The sequence below is a fragment of the Micromonospora sp. NPDC050200 genome (genome assembly GCF_040656135.1).
In the GTDB taxonomy this organism is placed as follows: domain Bacteria; phylum Actinomycetota; class Actinomycetes; order Mycobacteriales; family Micromonosporaceae; genus Micromonospora.
Genome location: NZ_JBFALG010000027.1, coordinates 1 through 17,144 on the forward strand (window position 1 = coordinate 1; position 17,144 = coordinate 17,144).

General features: G+C 74.2%; 13 protein-coding genes and 1 pseudogene. 12 read left to right on the forward strand and 2 right to left on the reverse strand.

The features are described from left to right. From AB0I41_RS18890 to AB0I41_RS18940, 11 genes and pseudogenes are all read left to right on the forward strand, one after another. Positions 1 to 411 (forward strand): annotated as a pseudogene (locus AB0I41_RS18890) (shikimate dehydrogenase); the annotation flags it as partial. A 103-nt stretch (positions 412 to 514) separates the two neighbouring features. Then, on the forward strand, positions 515 to 1,501 hold the full coding sequence (locus AB0I41_RS18895; RefSeq protein ID WP_357108887.1) for a glycoside hydrolase family 16 protein: 987 nt from the start codon (positions 515 to 517) through the stop codon (positions 1,499 to 1,501). A gap of 92 nt (positions 1,502 to 1,593) precedes the next feature. Continuing rightward, complete coding sequence (locus AB0I41_RS18900) at positions 1,594 to 2,826, forward strand: hypothetical protein (RefSeq protein ID WP_357108889.1); 1,233 nt, start codon at positions 1,594 to 1,596, stop codon at positions 2,824 to 2,826. 319 nt (positions 2,827 to 3,145) lie between these two features. After that, complete coding sequence (locus AB0I41_RS18905; protein WP_357108892.1) at positions 3,146 to 3,985, forward strand: phosphatase PAP2 family protein; 840 nt, start codon at positions 3,146 to 3,148, stop codon at positions 3,983 to 3,985. Between the two features lie 80 nt (positions 3,986 to 4,065). Then, positions 4,066 to 5,007, forward strand: a complete 942-nt coding sequence (locus AB0I41_RS18910) for a glycosyltransferase (RefSeq protein WP_357108896.1) — start codon at positions 4,066 to 4,068, stop codon at positions 5,005 to 5,007. A gap of 207 nt (positions 5,008 to 5,214) precedes the next feature. Further along, complete coding sequence (locus AB0I41_RS18915) at positions 5,215 to 7,140, forward strand: delta-60 repeat domain-containing protein (RefSeq protein ID WP_357108899.1); 1,926 nt, start codon at positions 5,215 to 5,217, stop codon at positions 7,138 to 7,140. Between the two features lie 184 nt (positions 7,141 to 7,324). Beyond that, the gene (locus tag AB0I41_RS18920; protein WP_357108901.1) at positions 7,325 to 8,956 is read left to right on the forward strand and encodes a Wzz/FepE/Etk N-terminal domain-containing protein; all 1,632 of its coding nucleotides are present in this window, start codon (positions 7,325 to 7,327) and stop codon (positions 8,954 to 8,956) included. Beyond that, the gene (locus tag AB0I41_RS18925; RefSeq protein ID WP_357108903.1) at positions 8,949 to 9,896 is read left to right on the forward strand and encodes a glycosyltransferase; all 948 of its coding nucleotides are present in this window, start codon (positions 8,949 to 8,951) and stop codon (positions 9,894 to 9,896) included. The genes AB0I41_RS18920 and AB0I41_RS18925 overlap by 8 nt, the downstream gene beginning before the upstream one ends. Further along, a complete protein-coding gene (locus tag AB0I41_RS18930) occupies positions 9,889 to 11,280 on the forward strand; it encodes an O-antigen ligase family protein (RefSeq protein WP_357108906.1) in 1,392 nt (463 codons plus the stop codon). Before AB0I41_RS18925 ends, AB0I41_RS18930 begins: the two co-directional genes overlap by 8 nt. Beyond that, the gene (locus AB0I41_RS18935) at positions 11,277 to 12,863 is read left to right on the forward strand and encodes a polysaccharide biosynthesis C-terminal domain-containing protein (RefSeq protein WP_357108908.1); all 1,587 of its coding nucleotides are present in this window, start codon (positions 11,277 to 11,279) and stop codon (positions 12,861 to 12,863) included. Before AB0I41_RS18930 ends, AB0I41_RS18935 begins: the two co-directional genes overlap by 4 nt. A gap of 13 nt (positions 12,864 to 12,876) precedes the next feature. Next, the gene (locus tag AB0I41_RS18940) at positions 12,877 to 13,764 is read left to right on the forward strand and encodes a sulfotransferase domain-containing protein (protein ID WP_357108911.1); all 888 of its coding nucleotides are present in this window, start codon (positions 12,877 to 12,879) and stop codon (positions 13,762 to 13,764) included. A 50-nt stretch (positions 13,765 to 13,814) separates the two neighbouring features. Here the strand turns inward: AB0I41_RS18940 and AB0I41_RS18945 are convergent, their stop codons facing one another. Continuing rightward, positions 13,815 to 15,155, reverse strand: a complete 1,341-nt coding sequence (locus AB0I41_RS18945; RefSeq protein WP_357108913.1) for an MFS transporter — start codon at positions 15,153 to 15,155, stop codon at positions 13,815 to 13,817. Further along, positions 15,152 to 15,760: a helix-turn-helix domain-containing protein gene (locus AB0I41_RS18950; protein WP_357108916.1), complete on the reverse strand. Its 609-nt coding sequence runs from the start codon at positions 15,758 to 15,760 to the stop codon at positions 15,152 to 15,154. The genes AB0I41_RS18945 and AB0I41_RS18950 overlap by 4 nt, the downstream gene beginning before the upstream one ends. A 204-nt stretch (positions 15,761 to 15,964) precedes the next feature. On the opposite strand from AB0I41_RS18950, the gene aroC reads away from it, so the two are divergent. Continuing rightward, a complete protein-coding gene (aroC, locus tag AB0I41_RS18955; protein WP_357108919.1) occupies positions 15,965 to 17,143 on the forward strand; it encodes a chorismate synthase in 1,179 nt (392 codons plus the stop codon). The last annotated feature ends 1 nt before the right edge of the window (position 17,144 follow it).

Genomic DNA, 17,144 nt, shown 5'->3' on the forward strand with positions numbered 1-17,144 from the left:
GCCCGGCTCGGCGCGGCCTCGGTGACCGTGGTGGCCCGCCGGGCGGCGGCGGTCGACGAGCTGCGGCCGGTCGCCCGGGCGGTCGGGGTGGCCCTGACCGGCGCCGGCTGGGCGGACGCCACCGCGCACGCCGGGGCCGACGTCGTCGTCTCGACCGTGCCGAAGGGGGTCGCAGACCCGCTGGCCGGCGAGCTCCGCTGGCGGTCGTCGACGGTCCTCTTCGACGCCCTCTACGACCCCTGGCCGACCCCGCTGGCCGTGTCGGCCCTGGCCGCCGGTTGCCGGGTGGTCTCCGGGCTGGACCTGCTGCTGGCCCAGGCGGTCGGCCAGTTCGAGCAGTTCACCGGCGTGCCCGCGCCGCGCGAGGCGATGGCCCGGGCGCTGGCCGCGCACCGCGCCGGGCTTCCTTAGCCGCCGGTTGATTCGTCGCGGCGACCGGATCTCCGATGGAAGGTGACCGTCCGGCACCGATACGCTGCTGCCGGTAGTCGTCGCCCGTCCGGGGGAGTGTCCCATGAGCCGGCACCTGCTCCGCCGCGTGGCCTCCCGCCCCGGACCGCCTCGCACTGCCGTCGTCCTGAGCGCCGGCGCGGTCGCCGGCATCGTGGCAACGATGATGCCGCTGGTGGCCGCCGAGGTGCCGCCGCTCGTCGGCATCGCCGGTCCGATCGCCACCCCCGCGCCGTCGCCCGGCCGCAGCGTGGCTCCCACCCCGACGTGGACCGTCACGACAGCGCCGCCGACCACCACCCCACTCGCGTCGTCGCCGACCACCGGCCCCGGCGGCCAGGTCCCGGGCTGGCGGCTGGTCTGGTCGGACGAGTTCGACGGCTCGGCAATCGACCGGTCGAAGTGGAACCTGCGCGACAACGAGGGACGCGACATCGACCGGGGCTGCAACGTCGACGACCCGGACAACACCGTCGTGGCCGGCGGCGTGCTCACCCTGCGCGCGCAGCGGAAGACGACGGTGTGCGGCTCGCAGACCCGCCAGTACACGCAGAGCTACCTGGACACCATCGGCCGGGCGTCGTTCCGGTACGGCCGGTTCGAGGTGCGCGCCCGGTCGCCCAACGGGCCGACCGACTCGACGGGGCTCTGGCCGGCGTTCTGGCTGCGCCCGGACGACGGCGGCCGGGGCGAGATCGACGTGGTCGAGCTGCCCGGCGGCGACCTCCACCGGGCGGCCACCCTGGCCATCTTCTCCGACTACACCCCGGTCAAGCAGGACCAGCGGTATGAGTTCCCGACCGGGTACCCCGGCGACGGCTTCCACACGTACACCACCGAGTGGGAGCCGGACGCGATCCGCTGGTACGTCGACGGCCGGCTGGTCTGGCAGCGCGACCGGAGCACCACGCCCTGGTTCGACGAGGTCTTCCACAAGCCGTACAACCTGCGGTTGAACTTCCAGGTGGGCGGCTGGCTCGGCGACCCGGACGCGGCGACGCGCTTCCCGGCCGACTTCCGGGTCGACCACGTCCGCGTCTGGCAACGCTGACCCGGGCCGCCGGCCGGGCGGTTCCTTGCCCCCGGGCCCTACCGTGTCCGCCAGCGCGGGCCGGGTGGCGGTCCGGGCGGACGGGAGACGGCATGGCGGCGCTCCGGGCCGACGATCCCCGCGAACACGGGGACGGCATCGGCTGGGTGAGCCGGGCCGTCTTCGGCGACCCCCGGTTGTGGCTGGACGTCTCCGCCGGCGCGCCCCCGCCCGGTCACCGCGTCGCCGCCCGCTACGCGGTGGTGCCGTCCGTGGCGCGGGCGAAGTTCCTGCTGCCGCTGGTCTCCCGGCGGGTGGGGGCGGCGTCGACGCTGGCGTACAACGCGCTGCGGCCGCCCCGGGTGCGGGCCAACCGGCTCGCCGTCGGCGTGCTGGCCGGGCTCGGCGCCACCGGGCTGGCCCGGATGCCGGTGCTGACGGTCGCCGTGCCGGACGGCGTCGACCCGTCCGAGCTGCTGCTGGCCGCGTACCTGGGCCGGCTGGCGGGGCGCCGGTTGCACGCGGCGATCGGCATCCGCCCGCCGGACCCGCACCACAAGCCGACGTTGCAGCTCTTCGACGACCGGGGCGCGGCCCACGCGTACGCGAAGGTCGGCTGGAACGACGCGACCCGGGCGATGGTGGCGGCGGAGGCCGTCGCGCTGCGCGCGCTGCCCCGCGCCGGCGAGGACTTCCCGGACGTGCCCCGGCTGCTGCGCGAGCTGCGCTGGGGCGACCTGGCGGTGACCCTGGTGGAGCCGATGCCCGCGCGGGTCCGCCGGCTGCCGCACCCGCAGCGTCCCGAGGTGGCCGCGATGTTGGCGGTCGCCCGCCGGGGCGGTCCGGCGGCCGAGCCCCGTCCGCTGCGCGGTTCGCCGTTCCTGGCCGACCTGGGCGCGCGCGCAGGGCGGGCCGGTGGCCCCGTCGTCGACGCGGTGGCCGCGCTCGTCGCGCGCGACGGCGACACCGCGCTGGAGTTCGGCCACTGGCACGGCGACTGGGTGCCCTGGAACCTCGGCCGGCACGGCGGCCGGCTGGTCGCCTGGGACTGGGAGAACAGCGGTGCGGCGCGGCCGGTCGGGTTCGACCTGGCCCACCAGGGGTTCCAGAGCGCGCTGTCGTTGCGCGGCCGGTCGGTGCCGGAGGCCGCCGCCGAGCTGGTCGCGGTGCTCCAGCGGCACGGCGACGCGTTCGGGCTGGACGCGACCCGCCGCCGGCTGGTCGCCGACGCGTACCTCGTCGAGCTGTGGCTGCGTACGGCGGAGCTGGCCGCGGGGGGCGGCGGCTGGAGCGACCGGCTGCACTCCGCGCTGCCGCGTCTGCTCGCCGACCGGTTGACCGGTTAGCACCCGGGCGGGCGGGGCCGGGGAGTCGAGGAGCCGACCCGGAAATCGGTGGAAAAGCCGCAGCGATGGACCTGTCTCTATCGCTTGCCCGGCCCATCCTCTAATGTGTCACCGTTCGACTACTTTCTGTCGTTGGCGCAGTGGTCCATGCCGCCGGGCGGGCCCGGCGTCCCCACGTCCGGCCGGCTCCGGATGTGGGTCGGCTGGCCGGCGGCATGGCAGGGGGACGGATGGCAACGGCAGGTGACAGCGGGCGAGGGGTCACCCGGTGGACGGCGGCCGGCGGGCCGGCGGCACCGTGGCGCGGCGGTGCCCGTCAGTGATCATCATCTACGCGCTCGGCGCGTTGGCCGTGCTCGTGCCCGCGATCCTGACCCCCCTGGTGGCGGCCCGTTGGGCGCCGGCCGTGCGGGACGGCCCGGTGGCGCGTCGAGTGCGGGTGGCCGTCGCCGGGCTGACCGGGGCGTTCGGCCGGGCCGGCGCCGCGGCTGTCGTGCTGCTCGCCGGCTGCGCGGCGGTGGTCGCGCTCTGCTGGCCGCTCGGCGAGGCGTTGGCGCGCCTCGAACCGCACGTCGACCAACCGGTCTTCGGCCATGTGCACGCCCGCCGCGTCGACGGTTGGGCCGACCTGAACTCCTTCGTCACCGCGATCGGCGACCGGTACCCGCTGACGTGGGTCACCGCGGTCGCCGCGCTGGCCTTCGCCGTGCTCTGGCGGCGCCGCCGCTGGTGGATCCCGCTGACCGCGATGCCGCTGCAGTTCGTCGTCGAGCAGTACACGCAGGAGATCCTCACGCTGGCGGTGGACCGGGGGCACCCGCCGACGGACCTCGGCACCTACCCCTCCGGCGGCTGCGCCCGGGTGCTGCTGACCTTCGGCACGATCGCGGTGCTCGTCGGGCTGACCTGGCGCGTCCCCCGTGCCGGCCGGATCGCCCTGGCGACCGGGCTGGCGGTGCTGGTCGGGGTGGAGGGCTACACCCGGATCTACGCCGAGAAGCACTGGCTGACCGATGTGCTCGGCGGCTGGATCTTCGGCGCCCTGCTGCTCGGGGTCCTGGCGCTGGCGCTGCTCGTCGCCGAGGGCAGGATCCGCCCACCGGTGCCGCCGGGCGCCGCGGCCCCGGCGGTCTTCGACCCCGTGATGACCGGTCCCTGAGCCCGAGGTTCCGGCGTCGCGAGGCCTCCCCGGCCGCCGGGCACCCCGCCATTACCCCTGACAACGGAAGCTGCAAGGACGTGACCACCCTTCTCGTCGCCTCCACCGGTGGACACCTCGCCGAGCTGCACGGCCTCGCGCCCCGCCTCGGCGTGCAGGGCGACTGCGTCTGGGTCACCTTCGACTCGCCGCAGAGCCGGTCGCTGCTTGACGGCCAGGAGGTCATCCACGTCCCGCCGGCCACCACGCGGGACGCCGTGGGTGCCCTGCGGGACCTGCTCGCGGCCCGCCGGCTGCTCGGCGGCGGACGGTTCCGGCGGGTGGTCAGCACCGGCGCCAGCGTGGCCATGTCGTTCTTCCTGCCCGCCGCGCGCCACGGCCTGTCCTGCCACTACATCGAGAGCGCCACCCGCACCGACGGGCCCTCGCTCACCGGGCGACTGGCCGCGAAGGTGCCCCGCACCCGGCTCTACACCCAGCATCCGGGCTGGGCCGACGGCCGGTGGAGCTACGGCGGCTCCATCTTCGACGGTCATGTCGCCACCCGGCAGACGACACCGCGGCCGGTGTCGAGGATCGTCGTCGCCCTCGGCACCCACGACCGGTTCGGGTTCCCCCGGCTTCTGCGCCGCCTGGTCCACGTCCTGCCGCCGGAGGCGGAGGTCCTCTGGCAGGTCGGCTCGACCGTCATTCCGCGGATGCCGGCCGGCGCCCGCCGCGAGGTCCCGTACGCCGAGATGCAGCAGGCCATGCGGGAGGCGGACGTCATCGTGACGCACGCCGGGGTCGGCTGCGCGCTGGCCGCGATGGGGTCCGGGCACCGCGCCGTCTTCGTGCCCCGCCGCCGCCGGCACGGCGAGCACGTCGACGACCACCAGGTGGGGATGGCCCGGGAGCTGGACCGGCGGGGGCTGGCGCTGGCCCGCGAGGCGGACGAGGTGACCGCCGGGGACCTGGCCGAGGCGGCCCGATGGACGGTCACCACGACCGGCGCGGTGACCCCCTTCCGGTGGACGGCGTGACAGCCGGCAGGCCACCGGTGGTGGAGGAATGTGCACTCGTCGCGGGCCGCCCCGGCACGGACCCGGACGGTGGGGTCGGGCCGAGCCGCCGCCCGAATGGGTTGGTCGGTCGAGGGTGCGACAAATGCCTACACAAAAGCCAAACAGGATCTCACTTCGTCATTGGGGGCGCCAGTGCTGCTCAGAACGTCGTCTCGATCGCGCCGGATGCCGGCGCTGCGGCGGTGCCTCGCCGCGCTCGCCGCGCCGGTGCTGGCCGTCGGCCTGCTCGCCGCGCCCGCCCGGGCGGACGGCCTCCCGCCGGTGCCCATGACCCTCACCTCGGCGAACCCGGCCGACAACATCCCGCACGCGCGCAACGGCGACGTGAAGGCCTTCGCGGAGATCGGCAGCACGGTCTACGTGGGCGGGTCGTTCACCTCGGTCAAGGCCGCCGGCGACGCGAGCTGGACGACCCGCAACTACCTGTTCGCGTACGACCGGACGAGCGGGGCGCTGAAGGCCGGCTTCACCCCGGCCCTGGACGGCGCGGTGCACGCGCTGGCGGCCAGCCCGGACGGCAAGCTCATCGTCGGCGGCGCGTTCGGCACGGTCAACGGGGTGGCCCGCAAGAACCTCGTCGAGCTGGACCCGGCCACCGGCGCCACCGTCGCCTCCTGGGTCGGCCGCAGCGACGGCGGCCTCGTGCGGCGCACCATCGTGGCGGGCAACAAGCTCTACATCGCCGGCGCCTTCCACTGGGTCAACGGCACCCAGCACTCCCTGCTGGCCCGGCTCGACGCCACCACCGGCGCGATCGACCCGACGTTCCAGATCGACGCCAGCGTCGCCCGGACCAGCGCCGAACTGGTCTGGGGCCTCGCCGTCGCGCCGGACGGGAGGACCCTGGTCGCGGTCGGCAACTTCACCCAGGTCAACGGGCAGGCGCGCAACCAGGTGGTGGTCGTCGAGCAGCTGACCGGCACCCCGACCGTCGCCGACTGGAGCACCCAGCGGTACGTGGCGCCCTGCCACAGCGGCTTCCCGTTCTACGCCCGCGACGTCGACTTCTCCGACGACGGCAGCTACTTCGTCATCGTCGCGGACGGGGGCCGCGCGGACGGGGCGTACTGCGACGCGATCGCCCGGTTCGAGACCGCCACCCGGGGCGCCGCCATCTCCGGCACCTGGGTGAACTACACCGGCACCGACTCGGTGACCTCCGTCGAGGTGGCCGACGACGTGGTCTACGTCGGCGGCCACTTCCGCTGGCTGAACAACGCCAACGGCGACGACTCCGCCGGCGCCGGCGCGATCAACCGGTTCGGCCTGGGCGCGCTGGACCCGATCAACGGCCTACCGCTGGTGTGGAACCCGACCCGCTCGGGCGCGCCGGCCGGCACCACGGACTGGGGCCCGATCCTGTGGGAGCTGTGGCGGGGCAGCAACGGCCTGCTCGCCGGCTTCGACAACGACGGCCTGGGCAACGAGTACCACGGCCGGATGGGGCTGTTCCCGCTGGCCGGCGGCCGTACGGTGCCGGCGGTCAACGCGCCGTCGGCGGCCTCGGGCCACCTCTACGTCGGCACCGCCGACGGCCGGGCGACCAAGGTGCCGTTCGACGGCACCACGCTGGGCACGCCGGTGAGCACCAGCCAGCCGAACCTCACCGCGGCCGGCGCGTCGTTCTCGATCGGCAACAAGCTCTACTGGTCCAGGACCGACGCGACCGCGCCGAGCGGCAGCTACCTGAACGTGTCGACCTTCTCGGGCGGCTCGGTGGGCGCGCCCTGGATCAGCAGCGGCTACAACTCGTGGTTCACCGCCGCCTCGATGAGCGGGGCGTTCTATCTCGACGGCCGGATGTACTACACGAAGGCCGGCACCAACAAACTGTTCTACCGCTACCTGGAGCCGGACGGCCACATCGTCGGCTGCACCGAGTTCACGCTGCCCAGCCTGAACCTCTACTGGGGCAACGCCCGCGGCCTGGCCTGGGTCAACGGCAGAATCGTGTACGGCAACGCCGACGGCTCGCTGCGTGCCGTCCCGTTCGACCAGAGGGCGGTCGACGGCAAGGCCTCGGTCCAGCTCGCGCCCGCCTCGGCCGGCGTGAACTGGTCGAGCCGGACGTTGTTCTTCGCCACCTCCTGACCCCGCCCGCGTGCCGGGCGGTCCGCCGACGTCCTCGGGCCACCGGGCGGACCGCCCGCACCAGGGGGCCGGACGGTTGTCGACCACGGGTGAGCGGTCGGCCACAATGGGGTGACCACCGGCCCCGGTCCACTCCTCACCCGGCCGGTGCCGCCCCACCCTCATCGCGCAAGGACCCGACCTGATGGACCTCACCGACGTCGCCTCCGCCCGGCAACGCCCGGTCGGCCTCGTGGAGCTGGCCCGCATCCCGCTGCGGCGGTGGCGGACCGTGCTCGGCTGCGCGGCGCTGGTGCTGCTGGCCGTGCTGGGCTACCTGTTCGTCCTGCCGGCCACGTACACCGCGACCACGGCGGTGGTGGTCCGGCCGGTGGTGACCGACCCGTTCTCGGTGCCGTCCGGCGGTGCCGACCGCGCGGTGAACATGACGGCCGAGAGCGGGATCGCCACCAGCAACGACGTGATCGACAAGGTCGCCCGCATCACCGGACGGGAGACCAGGGAGGTGGCCGACGCCCTGGAGGTGGAGACGCCGGTCGGCGGCCAGGTGATGCGCTTCAGCTACGCCGGCCACAGTGAGCGCGAGGCGGTGGACGGCGCGAACGGCGCCGCCGAGTCGTACCTGGCACTGCGCAAGGGTATGTACGAGAACCAGCGGGCCGGAGTGCTCACGTCGTACGACGACACGATCGACCTGGTCACCGCCCAGCGCGCCACGACGCAGCGGTCGCTGCCGGCCAACCAGAGTTCGAGCAACCCGTCCCCACGCACGAGCGCCCTGCTCGACCAGTTGCGGGCGCTCAACGACCAGCTCGCCACCCTTGCCGAGCAGCGGTCCAAGGTGGCCTCGGCCGACCTGAGCCCCGGCTCGGTGACCAGCGCGGCCCGTCCCCCGGTGCCGTCCAGCCGGAACGCGGCGCCGCTGATCCTGGTCGCCGGCCTGCTCGGCGGCCTGCTCCTCGGCGGGCTGGTGGCCTTCGCCCGGGAGTCCCTGGACCGTCGGGTCCGCACCTCCGCCGAGGCCGCCGCGGCGGTCGGCGCGCCGTTGCTGGGCAGGGTGCGGCGCCGCCGGGGCGGGCAGCCGGACGAGTCCGACCTGCGCTACCTGGTGCTGGCCCTCGGCCGCTGGGTCGACGGGCCGCGGCGGAGCCCGCTGGTGGTGCTCTCCCCGGCGACCGACGAGGGGCGCGAGCAGATCAGCGCCGGGCTCGCCGCGGTGCTGGCCGCCGCCGGCCACGAGGTCCGGCTCGGCGTCACGCCAGAGAGCCTGGAGCGGATCCGCCGGCTGATGCTGGACGCGCAGCGTCGCCACCCGCCGGTGGAGTCGGCGCGCCCCCGGGTGCCCCGCCCCCGTCCGGTGCCCGCCACCACGCCTGCCCCGGCGGCCACCGCCGGGCCGGAGGACACCGCCGTCGTGCCGGCGGTCCGCAAGCCCCGGCCGTTCCCCGTCCCCGCCGAGGCGAAGAACGGCGCGGTGTACCGGTCCACCACCACCGCGCAGGACAAGCGGGAGCCGAGCACCCGGCCGGCGACCGCCGACGGCGCGGCGACCGACGGTCAGGAGCTGCGGATCGGCACCGGCAGGGTCCGCCTCGTCGACCTGGACGGCGCCTCGTCGGACGGCCTCACCGTGCTGGACGCCCCGCCCGCGCTGCACGACGAGCGCGGGGTCCGGGCCGCCCGGGAGGGCCGGGCGGTGCTGGTCGCGGCCCGGGACCGGACCCGGACCGGCCAACTGACCCAACTGGTGGACCGGCTGCGCGCCGTCGGGGTGGAGCCGTTCGGGTTCGTGCTGACGGGAGACGGCCGTGACTGACCGCGGCCGGCCGGACGCCGGGACGGGGCCGGCGTACCCGCCGGTGACCGTGGTGGTGGCCACCCGGGACCGCCCGGGGCTGCTGGAGCGGGCCGTCCAGGCGGTGCTCGACCAGGACTACCCGGGCCCGGTCGAGTGCGTCGTGGTCTACGACCACGTCGAGATCCGCCCGCTCGACCTCGACCCGCCGGCCGGGCGCACCCTGCGGTACGTCACCAACACGCACCGGCGCGGTTTGCCCGGCGGCCGCAACACCGGCGCGGACGAGGCGACCGGCGACCTCGTCGCGTTCTGCGACGACGACGACTTCTGGCTGCCGGCCAAGCTGGCCCGGCAGGTGGAGCTGCTGGCAGCCCGCCCCGACGCCGCCGCCGCGAGCTGCGGCATCCGGCTGGAGGGCCCGGGCATCGCCAGGGAGCGCCGGCTCGACCGGGCGGAGGTGGCCCTGCCGGACTTCGTCGAGGACCGGGTCATGGAGGTGCACTCCAGCACCGTCCTGGTCCGCCGCTCCACCTGGGACGCCGTCGGCCCGGTCGACGAGGAACTGCCCGGCGGCTACGGCGAGGACTACGAGTGGCTGCTGCGGGTCGCCGCGCACGGCCCGGTGGTGATCGTGCCGGAGGTGCTGGTGGTGGTCGACTGGCACGGCGGGTCGTTCTTCTTCGGCCGCTGGGCGACGATCGTCGAGGCCACCCGCTACCTGCTGGACAAGCACCCCGAGCTGGCCGGCAGCCGCACCGGGCTGGCCCGGCTGCACGGCCAGATCGCCTTCGCGCTCGCCGCCGGCCGCCGGCGCCGCGAGGCGCTGCGCGAGCTGGGCCGGGTGCTCCGGCTCAACCCCCGGGAGAAGCGGTTGCTGGTCACCCTGCCGGTGGTGCTCGGCCTGCTCTCCGGGGAACGGGTGCTCCGGCTGGCCCAGCGCCGGGGCCGGGGTGTCTGACCGGCGGCCCCCGGCGACCCCGCCGCCGCTGCCCGTCTGGCCGCTCACGGCCATGTTCGCCCTGGTGCCGCTCTGGTGGGCGCTGGGCGCGTTCTACCTCGGCTGGTCGGTCTTCGGGGTCGTGCTGCTCGCCCTGCTCGTCACCCGCGGCCGGGTCGCGCTGCCCCCCGGCAGCGCCGCCTGGCTGGTCTTCCTCACCCTGGTGCTGCTCAGCGCCACCCGGCTGGACCGGGCCACCGCGTACCTCACCTTCGGGCTGCGCTTCGGCTTCCTGGCGACCGCCCTGGTGGTCTGCGTCTACGTCCACACCCTGGTCCGCGAGGGTGCCCGGTGGGACCGGGTGCTGCGTCCGCTGGGCTGGTACTGGCTGGGCGTGGTGGCGTTGGGCTGGCTGGCCGTGCTCGCGCCCACCTTCGCCCTGACCACGCCGGTGGAGATGGCGTTGCCGCACGGCATCTCGGGGGAGCGGTTCATCCAGGCGTTGACCCACGTGCGGGCCAACGAGTTCAACCCGCAGTCGCGTTCGCCGATCTACCGCACCGCCGCGCCGTACCCGTACACCAACAACTGGGGCACCGCGTACGCGGTGCTGGTGCCCTGCGTGCTGGCGTACCTGACCTCGGTGCGTACCGGGCGGTTCCGGGTGGCGCTGTGGGTGTCGCTGCCGCTGTCGGTGGTGCCGGCGTTCCTGACGCTCAACCGGGGCATGTTCCTCGGCCTCGGCGCCGGCCTGCTCTACCTGGCCCTGCGTGCCCTGGTCCGGGGCAACGCCCGGCTGATCGTCTCGATCGCCGGGCTGGTCGGGCTGGTCTGGGTGGTCAGCCTGGTCGTGCCGGTGCAGGAGATGATCGACGCCCGGGTCGGCAGCACCGACACCGATGTCGACCGGATGGATCTCTACGTGCGGACCTGGCAGGCGGTGGAGCGCTCGCCGCTGCTCGGGTACGGGGCGCCGAGGAGCGTGGACACCACCCTCGCCGGGGAGCCGCTGGGCACCCAGGGCCTGGTCTGGCAGGTCCTCTACAGCCACGGCATCCCGGCGCTGCTGGTCCTCCTCGGCTGGCTGGTGCTGGTGGCCCGGCGGCTGGCCACCGCGGTCTCGCCGGCCGGGCACTGGCTGAGCACCGTGCCGGTGATCGCGCTGGTGGTCATCCCGGTCTACGCCTACGTCGACCCCAACCTGTCGGTGATCTTCTTCGCCGTCGGGGCCGGGCTGGCGGCGGTCGGCGGGCCGGTGAACCGGGCGCCGGCCGGACCGTCCACCATGGCCGGCCCGGCGCCGCTCACGCCGTGGCGTACCCGGGGGTTCGTCACCCCGCCGGTACGAGCGGCCGCCCGCGTTCACAGGCAGGCGGGTACCGAGGTGGACGGGGAGCGGGCATGAGTCATCCGGGCACCGGGACGACACCGGTGACCACGGCGATCCCCCGGCAGATCCACCCGAGCACGCCCTCGGCGGGCGGCGCGGGGGTGTCCACCGGTCAGGGCGAGGCCCGGCGCAGCGCCCGCAACGGCGCGGTCGGGCTGGCCGGCGCCATCGTGAACGGCGCCTTGGGCTTCGCGCTCACCGTGGTGATCGTGCGCGGCTTCGGCGCCGCCGGGTCCGGCGCGCTCTTCACCGCCATCGGCGTGGTCTCCATCCTGGGCGCGGTCTGCTGCGCCGGCGCCGACACCGCCCTGGTCTGGGCGCTGCCGCGGCGGCGGCCCGGGGCCGACGGCGACGCGGCGCGGCTGCTGCCGGTCGCGCTGCTACCCGTGCTGCTGCTCACCGGCGTCGTCGCTGCGGCGGGCGCGCTCGCCGCCGACGGGCTCGCCCCGGCCTTGTTCGACAGTCCGGACGGGCCGGCGCTGCTCCGCCTGGCCTTCCTGGCGCTGCCGGTCACCGCCGCGATGACGGTGCTGCTCGCGGCCGTACGCGCCGTCCGGCCGGTGACCGCGGTGGTCGGGATCCAGTACGTGCTGGTGCCGCTGGCCCGCCCGGTGCTGCTACTGGCGGCGGTGGCGACCGGGGCCGGCGTGGCGGTCGGCTTCGGCGGCTGGCTGCTGCCGGTCGCTCTGGCGGTGGTGGCCGCCGCGGCCCTGCTGATCCGGCCCCTCGGCCTGCTCGCCGGCGTGCGGCTGCGACCGGACCGCGCGGACTGGCGTACCCTCTGGGGTTTCGCGCTGCCCCGCGCCGTGTCGGCGGCCATCGATGCGAGCAGCATGTGGGTCGGGGTGCTGCTCACCTCGGCGTTGGCCGGCGCGACGGAGTCCGGTGTCTTCGCCGCGGTGGGCCGGTACGCCCTCGCCGGGCTGCTGGTCATGCAGGGACTCCGGGTGGCCGTCGCGCCGCAGTTGTCCCGGCTGCTGGGGCAGGGGCGCAGCGCGGACGCGGCGCTGGTCCATCGGCGGGTCACCGTCGTGATCATCATCCTCTCCTGGCCCGCGTACCTGCTCCTCGCGGTCTTCGCGCCGGGCTTCCTCAGCCTCTTCGGCGACGGGTTCGTCGCCGGCGCCACCCCCTTGGCGGTCCTCGCCGGCGCCATGATGGTCAACTCCGGGGTCGGCGTCGTCCAGACGCTGCTGCTGATGAGCGGCAACAGCGGCCGGCACCTTCAGGCCACCCTGATCAATCTGGTGCTCACCGTCGGCCTCGGTGTGCTGCTGATCCCCGGGCACGGCGCGCTCGGCGCCGCGTACGCCTGGACGGCCGGCATCGTCGCGGAGAACGTCCTGGCCGCGGTGTCGGCCCGGGTCGCCGTCGGGGAGCGGCTGCTCACCCGGTCGGTGGGCTGGACGGCGGCCGCGGCGGGCGGGGGTGCGGCCGTGGTCGCGGTGCTCAGCGCCCTGCTGGCCGGGCGGGGCGTGGCGGGCCTCGTCCTCGCCCTGGCGGTGCTGGCGGTCGCCGTCGCCGGGCTGCTGCTGGTCCGGCGGGTCCGCCGAACGGTCCGCGCAGCGGTGACGATGCTCCGGCCGGGACCGGCGTGACGAAAGGGAGAGAATGGCGATCCGCGATCGGCTCAAGGGTGTGGTGCCGCACCAGGTGACCCGCCAGGTCCGCAACTCACTCGTACGCTACGGCGAACGAACCAGCGACCGGCGGCCGCTGCCCGACTTCCTGATCACCGGCACCAAGCGGGGCGGCACCACCTCGCTGTGGCGGTACCTGCTGGAGCATCCCCTGGTGCCGCGGCTCTTCCCGGCCTGGAACACCAAGACCTCGCACTACTTCGAGGAGAACTGGGGTCGGGGGGAGGCGTGGTACCGCTCGCACTTCCCGACCGAGCGCCGGCGTGGGGCCCTGGAGCGGCGGCACCGCGGACCGGTCCGGGTCGGCGAGGCGGCGCCGCTGTACATGTTCCACCCGCTCGTCCCGCAGCGGGTGGCCGACCTGCTGCCGGATGTCCGGCTGATCTTCCTGCTGCGCGACCCGGTGGAGCGGGCGTACTCGCACTGGAAGGAGCGGCGCACCGAAGGGAAGGAGCCGTTGGACTTCCCCGAGGCGCTGTCCCGCGAGGAGGAGCGCACGGCGGGGGAGCGGGAGAAGTTGATCGCCGACCCGACGTACTTCAGCGAGGCGTACGACTGGTACACCTACCGGGCCCGGGGCCGCTACCTGGAGCACCTGGAACCCTGGCTGGAGCGCTTCGACCCCGCGCAGTTGCTCATCCTGCCCAGCGAGACGCTGTATGCCGAGCCGGCCGCCAGCCACGCCCGGGTGCTGGACTTCCTCGGCCTTCCGCCGCACCGGCTGCGGGCGTACGAGGCGCACAACCATCGGCGTGGCAGCGCGATGGACCCCGAGGTCCGAGTGGAGCTGAGCCAGTACTTCGCGCCGTACAACGCCGCCCTGGCGGAGCGCCTCGGGCTGCGCTTCGATTGGTCCTGACGCCTACCGCAGCGGGGGAAGGTGCCGCGGTAGGCGCCTCTACGTGGAACTCAGCAGGACGGGATGTTGCTGGCAACTACCGATCCAGCGGGGTTGTCGTCGTCCGCGTCACCAGCCGTATCCGCAGTGTCGCTCGGAGCCAGGGAGCGGATGCGGGGTATCGGTGAGGGCAGTAGCCAGAGCAGCGACAGGGCTCCGCCGACGGCGGCGATGAGGAGGGTCGCCCTCAGGCCGATGAGGGTAGCGAGTAGCCCGCCGACGACGGCGCCGACGGGGCGTACGCCGTAATTGATCGTGCTGAACGCGCCGGCCACGCGACTGCGCATGCCGTCGGGGATCACCGTGGCCTGGAGGGAGTTGAGGTTGACGTCGAACAGCATGACGCCAAAACCTGAGAGGAACTCGACCGCGGCCAAGGCTCCGGCGCGGAGCCAGAGCGGGCCGTCCGCAATGGCGGCGATGGCGATCGGCGCCGGGAACAGCACCGCGCCCACGACGATACTGCGCCCCACACCGAACCGTCGCGAGACCCTCGGGGCGAACACCGCGCCAAGGAGGGTACCGGTGGCGCCGATCCCGAACGCGATGCCGATCACTCCCGCGGACAGTCCGAGGCTCCGGTTGGCGAACAGCACGATCAGCCCACTGCCTGCCACAAAGGTGAAAAAGTTGACGGTTGCCGCGCAGCCGAGGCTGGCCCGCAGTACTGGGTGACGGACGATGAACGTCAGGCCTTCCTTGGCCCGCCGCAACAGCGAGGGCGCCGCTGCGGTGCCGGAGGCGGTCGGCGGTTCGTCGACCGAGACCCGGCTGATCAGGACCGCTGACGCCAGGAAGGTCAGGGCATCCACGACGATGGCCACGGGTGCGGTCAGCGCCTGGACCAGTAGGCCCCCGATGGCCGGGCCAGCGACATACGATGCGGACCGGCTGGCACTGAGCTTGCTGTTGGCGTCGACGTAGGACGCGCGCGGCACGAGGCGCACGAAGAATGGCGGATAGGCGGTATTGAACAGCACCCCGGCGGCGCCGGTCAGCAACGCCACGGCATATAACTGCCCCAGTGTCACCGCTCCTAGCAGGTAGGCCGCCGGGAGGCTGAGCAGCACTGCCGCCCGCACCAGGTCGGCGAGGATCATGAGACGGCGTTTGTGGGCTCGGTGGTCGACCCAGGCCCCCAGGAAGATTGCGAGCAGGTTCGGGGCCCAGATGAGTGCGGTCAGCCACGCCACCTGGTTGGCCGTAGCGTTCAGGGCGCTGACGGCGATCAGGGGCAGGGCCAGTTCGGTGATCCGGTCGCCGAACTGCGAGACCGACTGACCGGCCCAGAAGCGGCGGAACCGTCGATCCCGCCACAGCGATATCGCAGCGGTCTGCTCCAGGGTGTTCACCGTGTCTGTCCGGTCTGCTCCCCGGCACCTTCCGGCAGGACGTAGCGCATCAGCCGGACGCCGCGGCCGTCGGTGGGCCGCTCGGCCGGGTCGCGAGTGACGTACGGCGCAAGAATGCGCTCGATCCCGTCCTCGATGGCGGCGAGTTCCTCAGCGGAAACGACGACGCGGGTGTTGGCCAGCCCGGCCAGCCTGCGCCACGCTGGATCGAGTTCGGATTCGACTTCGGCAGCCCATCGGCTCGGGAAGTCGGCATAGCGCCGGAACATCTGCTGCGACAGCACCCGCGCGGCTGACTGGCCCGCCTCATCAGCCGGGTCTTGCGGCGTCTCGAATCGGAAGCCGCGTGCCACTGCCTCCCACCGCCGTTGGCGGCGGTCCGGGCCGGGATCACTGTCGCGGACCAGTCCAAAGCTGGCCAGGTGACGCAGATGCCAACTGGTCACCGACGGCGTCGCTCCCACGTCGGGCGCGAGTTGCGTGGCGGTCGCGGGCCCGTCCCGCTGAAGGTGGTCAAGGATCGCCAGCCGCACCGGATGCGCCAACGCCCGCATGGCTTGCGGATCAGTGATCTCGATATCGCCCAGGCGATTATTGGAGTCCATGACGTGAGAGTCTCCTCTCATGATTCGTGAGAGTCAACTCTCACGCCTGTGGCGGCCTGTTGCCTGTTGCCAAGCCGCGCTCAGTGACAACGCCCGGGCGCGGCAAGGTGATCTTGCGGGCTCCGGTCAACCGGTCGTGTCCGCAGGACGGGACGCGGCGGGCGGAGCGTCGGGTCGGCCACCGGGCGTGACAGACTGACCGCTGTGTTGCGCTGGCTGACTGCAGGTGAATCGCACGGACCCGCCCTCGTCGCGTTGCTGGAGGGGGTGCCCGCCGGGGTGGCGGTGACCACCGGCGACATCGCCGACGAGCTGGCCCGCCGCCGGCTGGGCTACGGCCGGGGCGCCCGGATGTCGTTCGAGCGGGACGAGGTCGAGGTCATCGGCGGCCTGCGGCACGGCGTGACCCTGGGCAGCCCGGTGGCGATCCGGGTCGGCAACTCCGAGTGGCCCAAGTGGCAGACCGTGATGGCCGCCGACCCGGTCGACGCCGACGAGCTGGCCCGGCAGGCCCGCAACGCCCCGCTGACCCGGCCCCGGCCGGGTCACGCCGACCTGGCCGGCATGCAGAAGTACGGCCACACCGACGCCCGGCCGATCCTGGAGCGGGCCAGCGCGCGGGAGACCGCCGCCCGGGTCGCCGTCGGCACGGTGGCGAAGGCGCTGGTGAAGCAGGCCCTCGGCATCGAGATCGTCTCGCACGTGGTGGAGCTCGGCCCGGTCGCCGCCAAGCCGGGCCTGCGACCCCGGCCGGAGGACGCCGAGCGGATCGACGCCGACCCGCTGCGCTGCCTGGACCCCGACGCCAGCCTCCGGATGGTCGCCGAGGTCGACGCCGCGAAGAAGGCCGCCGACACCCTGGGCGGCGTGGTCGAGGTGCTGGCGTACGGGGTGCCGCCGGGCCTGGGCAGCCACGTGCAGTGGGACCGCAAGCTCGACGCCCGGCTGGCCACCGCGCTGATGTCCATCCAGGCGATTAAGGGCGTGGAGATCGGCGACGGCTGGCAGCAGGCCCGCTCGCGCGGCTCCGAGGCGCACGACGAGATCATGCCGACCGCCACCGGCGTCCGCCGGGTCACCGACCGGGCCGGCGGCCTGGAGGGCGGCATCACCACCGGTGAGCCGTTGCGGGTGAAGGCCGCGATGAAGCCGATCTCCTCGCTGAACCGGGCCCTCGCCACGGTCGACGTGACCACCGGCGAGCCGGCCACCGCCATCAACCAGCGTTCCGACGTCTGCGCCGTGCCGGCCGCGGCGGTGGTCGCCGAGGCGATGGTGGCGCTGGTGCTGGCCGAGGCGGCCACGGAGAAGTTCGGCGGCGACTCGGTGGCGGAGATCCGCCGCAACCTCGCCGGCTACCTCGACGCGCTGGTGATCCGGTGAG

Excerpts from the sequence above, each read along its gene's own strand:
- AB0I41_RS18895 (WP_357108887.1), top strand. The coding sequence starts at position 515 with ATGAGCCGGCACCTGCTCCGCCGCGTGGCCTCCCGCCCCGGACCGCCT.
- AB0I41_RS18900 (WP_357108889.1), top strand. The coding sequence starts at position 1,594 with ATGGCGGCGCTCCGGGCCGACGATCCCCGCGAACACGGGGACGGCATC.
- AB0I41_RS18915 (WP_357108899.1), top strand. The coding sequence starts at position 5,215 with ATGCCGGCGCTGCGGCGGTGCCTCGCCGCGCTCGCCGCGCCGGTGCTG.
- AB0I41_RS18920 (WP_357108901.1), top strand. The coding sequence starts at position 7,325 with ATGGACCTCACCGACGTCGCCTCCGCCCGGCAACGCCCGGTCGGCCTC.
- AB0I41_RS18935 (WP_357108908.1), top strand. The coding sequence starts at position 11,277 with ATGAGTCATCCGGGCACCGGGACGACACCGGTGACCACGGCGATCCCC.
- AB0I41_RS18940 (WP_357108911.1), top strand. The coding sequence starts at position 12,877 with ATGGCGATCCGCGATCGGCTCAAGGGTGTGGTGCCGCACCAGGTGACC.
- AB0I41_RS18950 (WP_357108916.1), bottom strand. The coding sequence starts at position 15,760 with ATGGACTCCAATAATCGCCTGGGCGATATCGAGATCACTGATCCGCAA.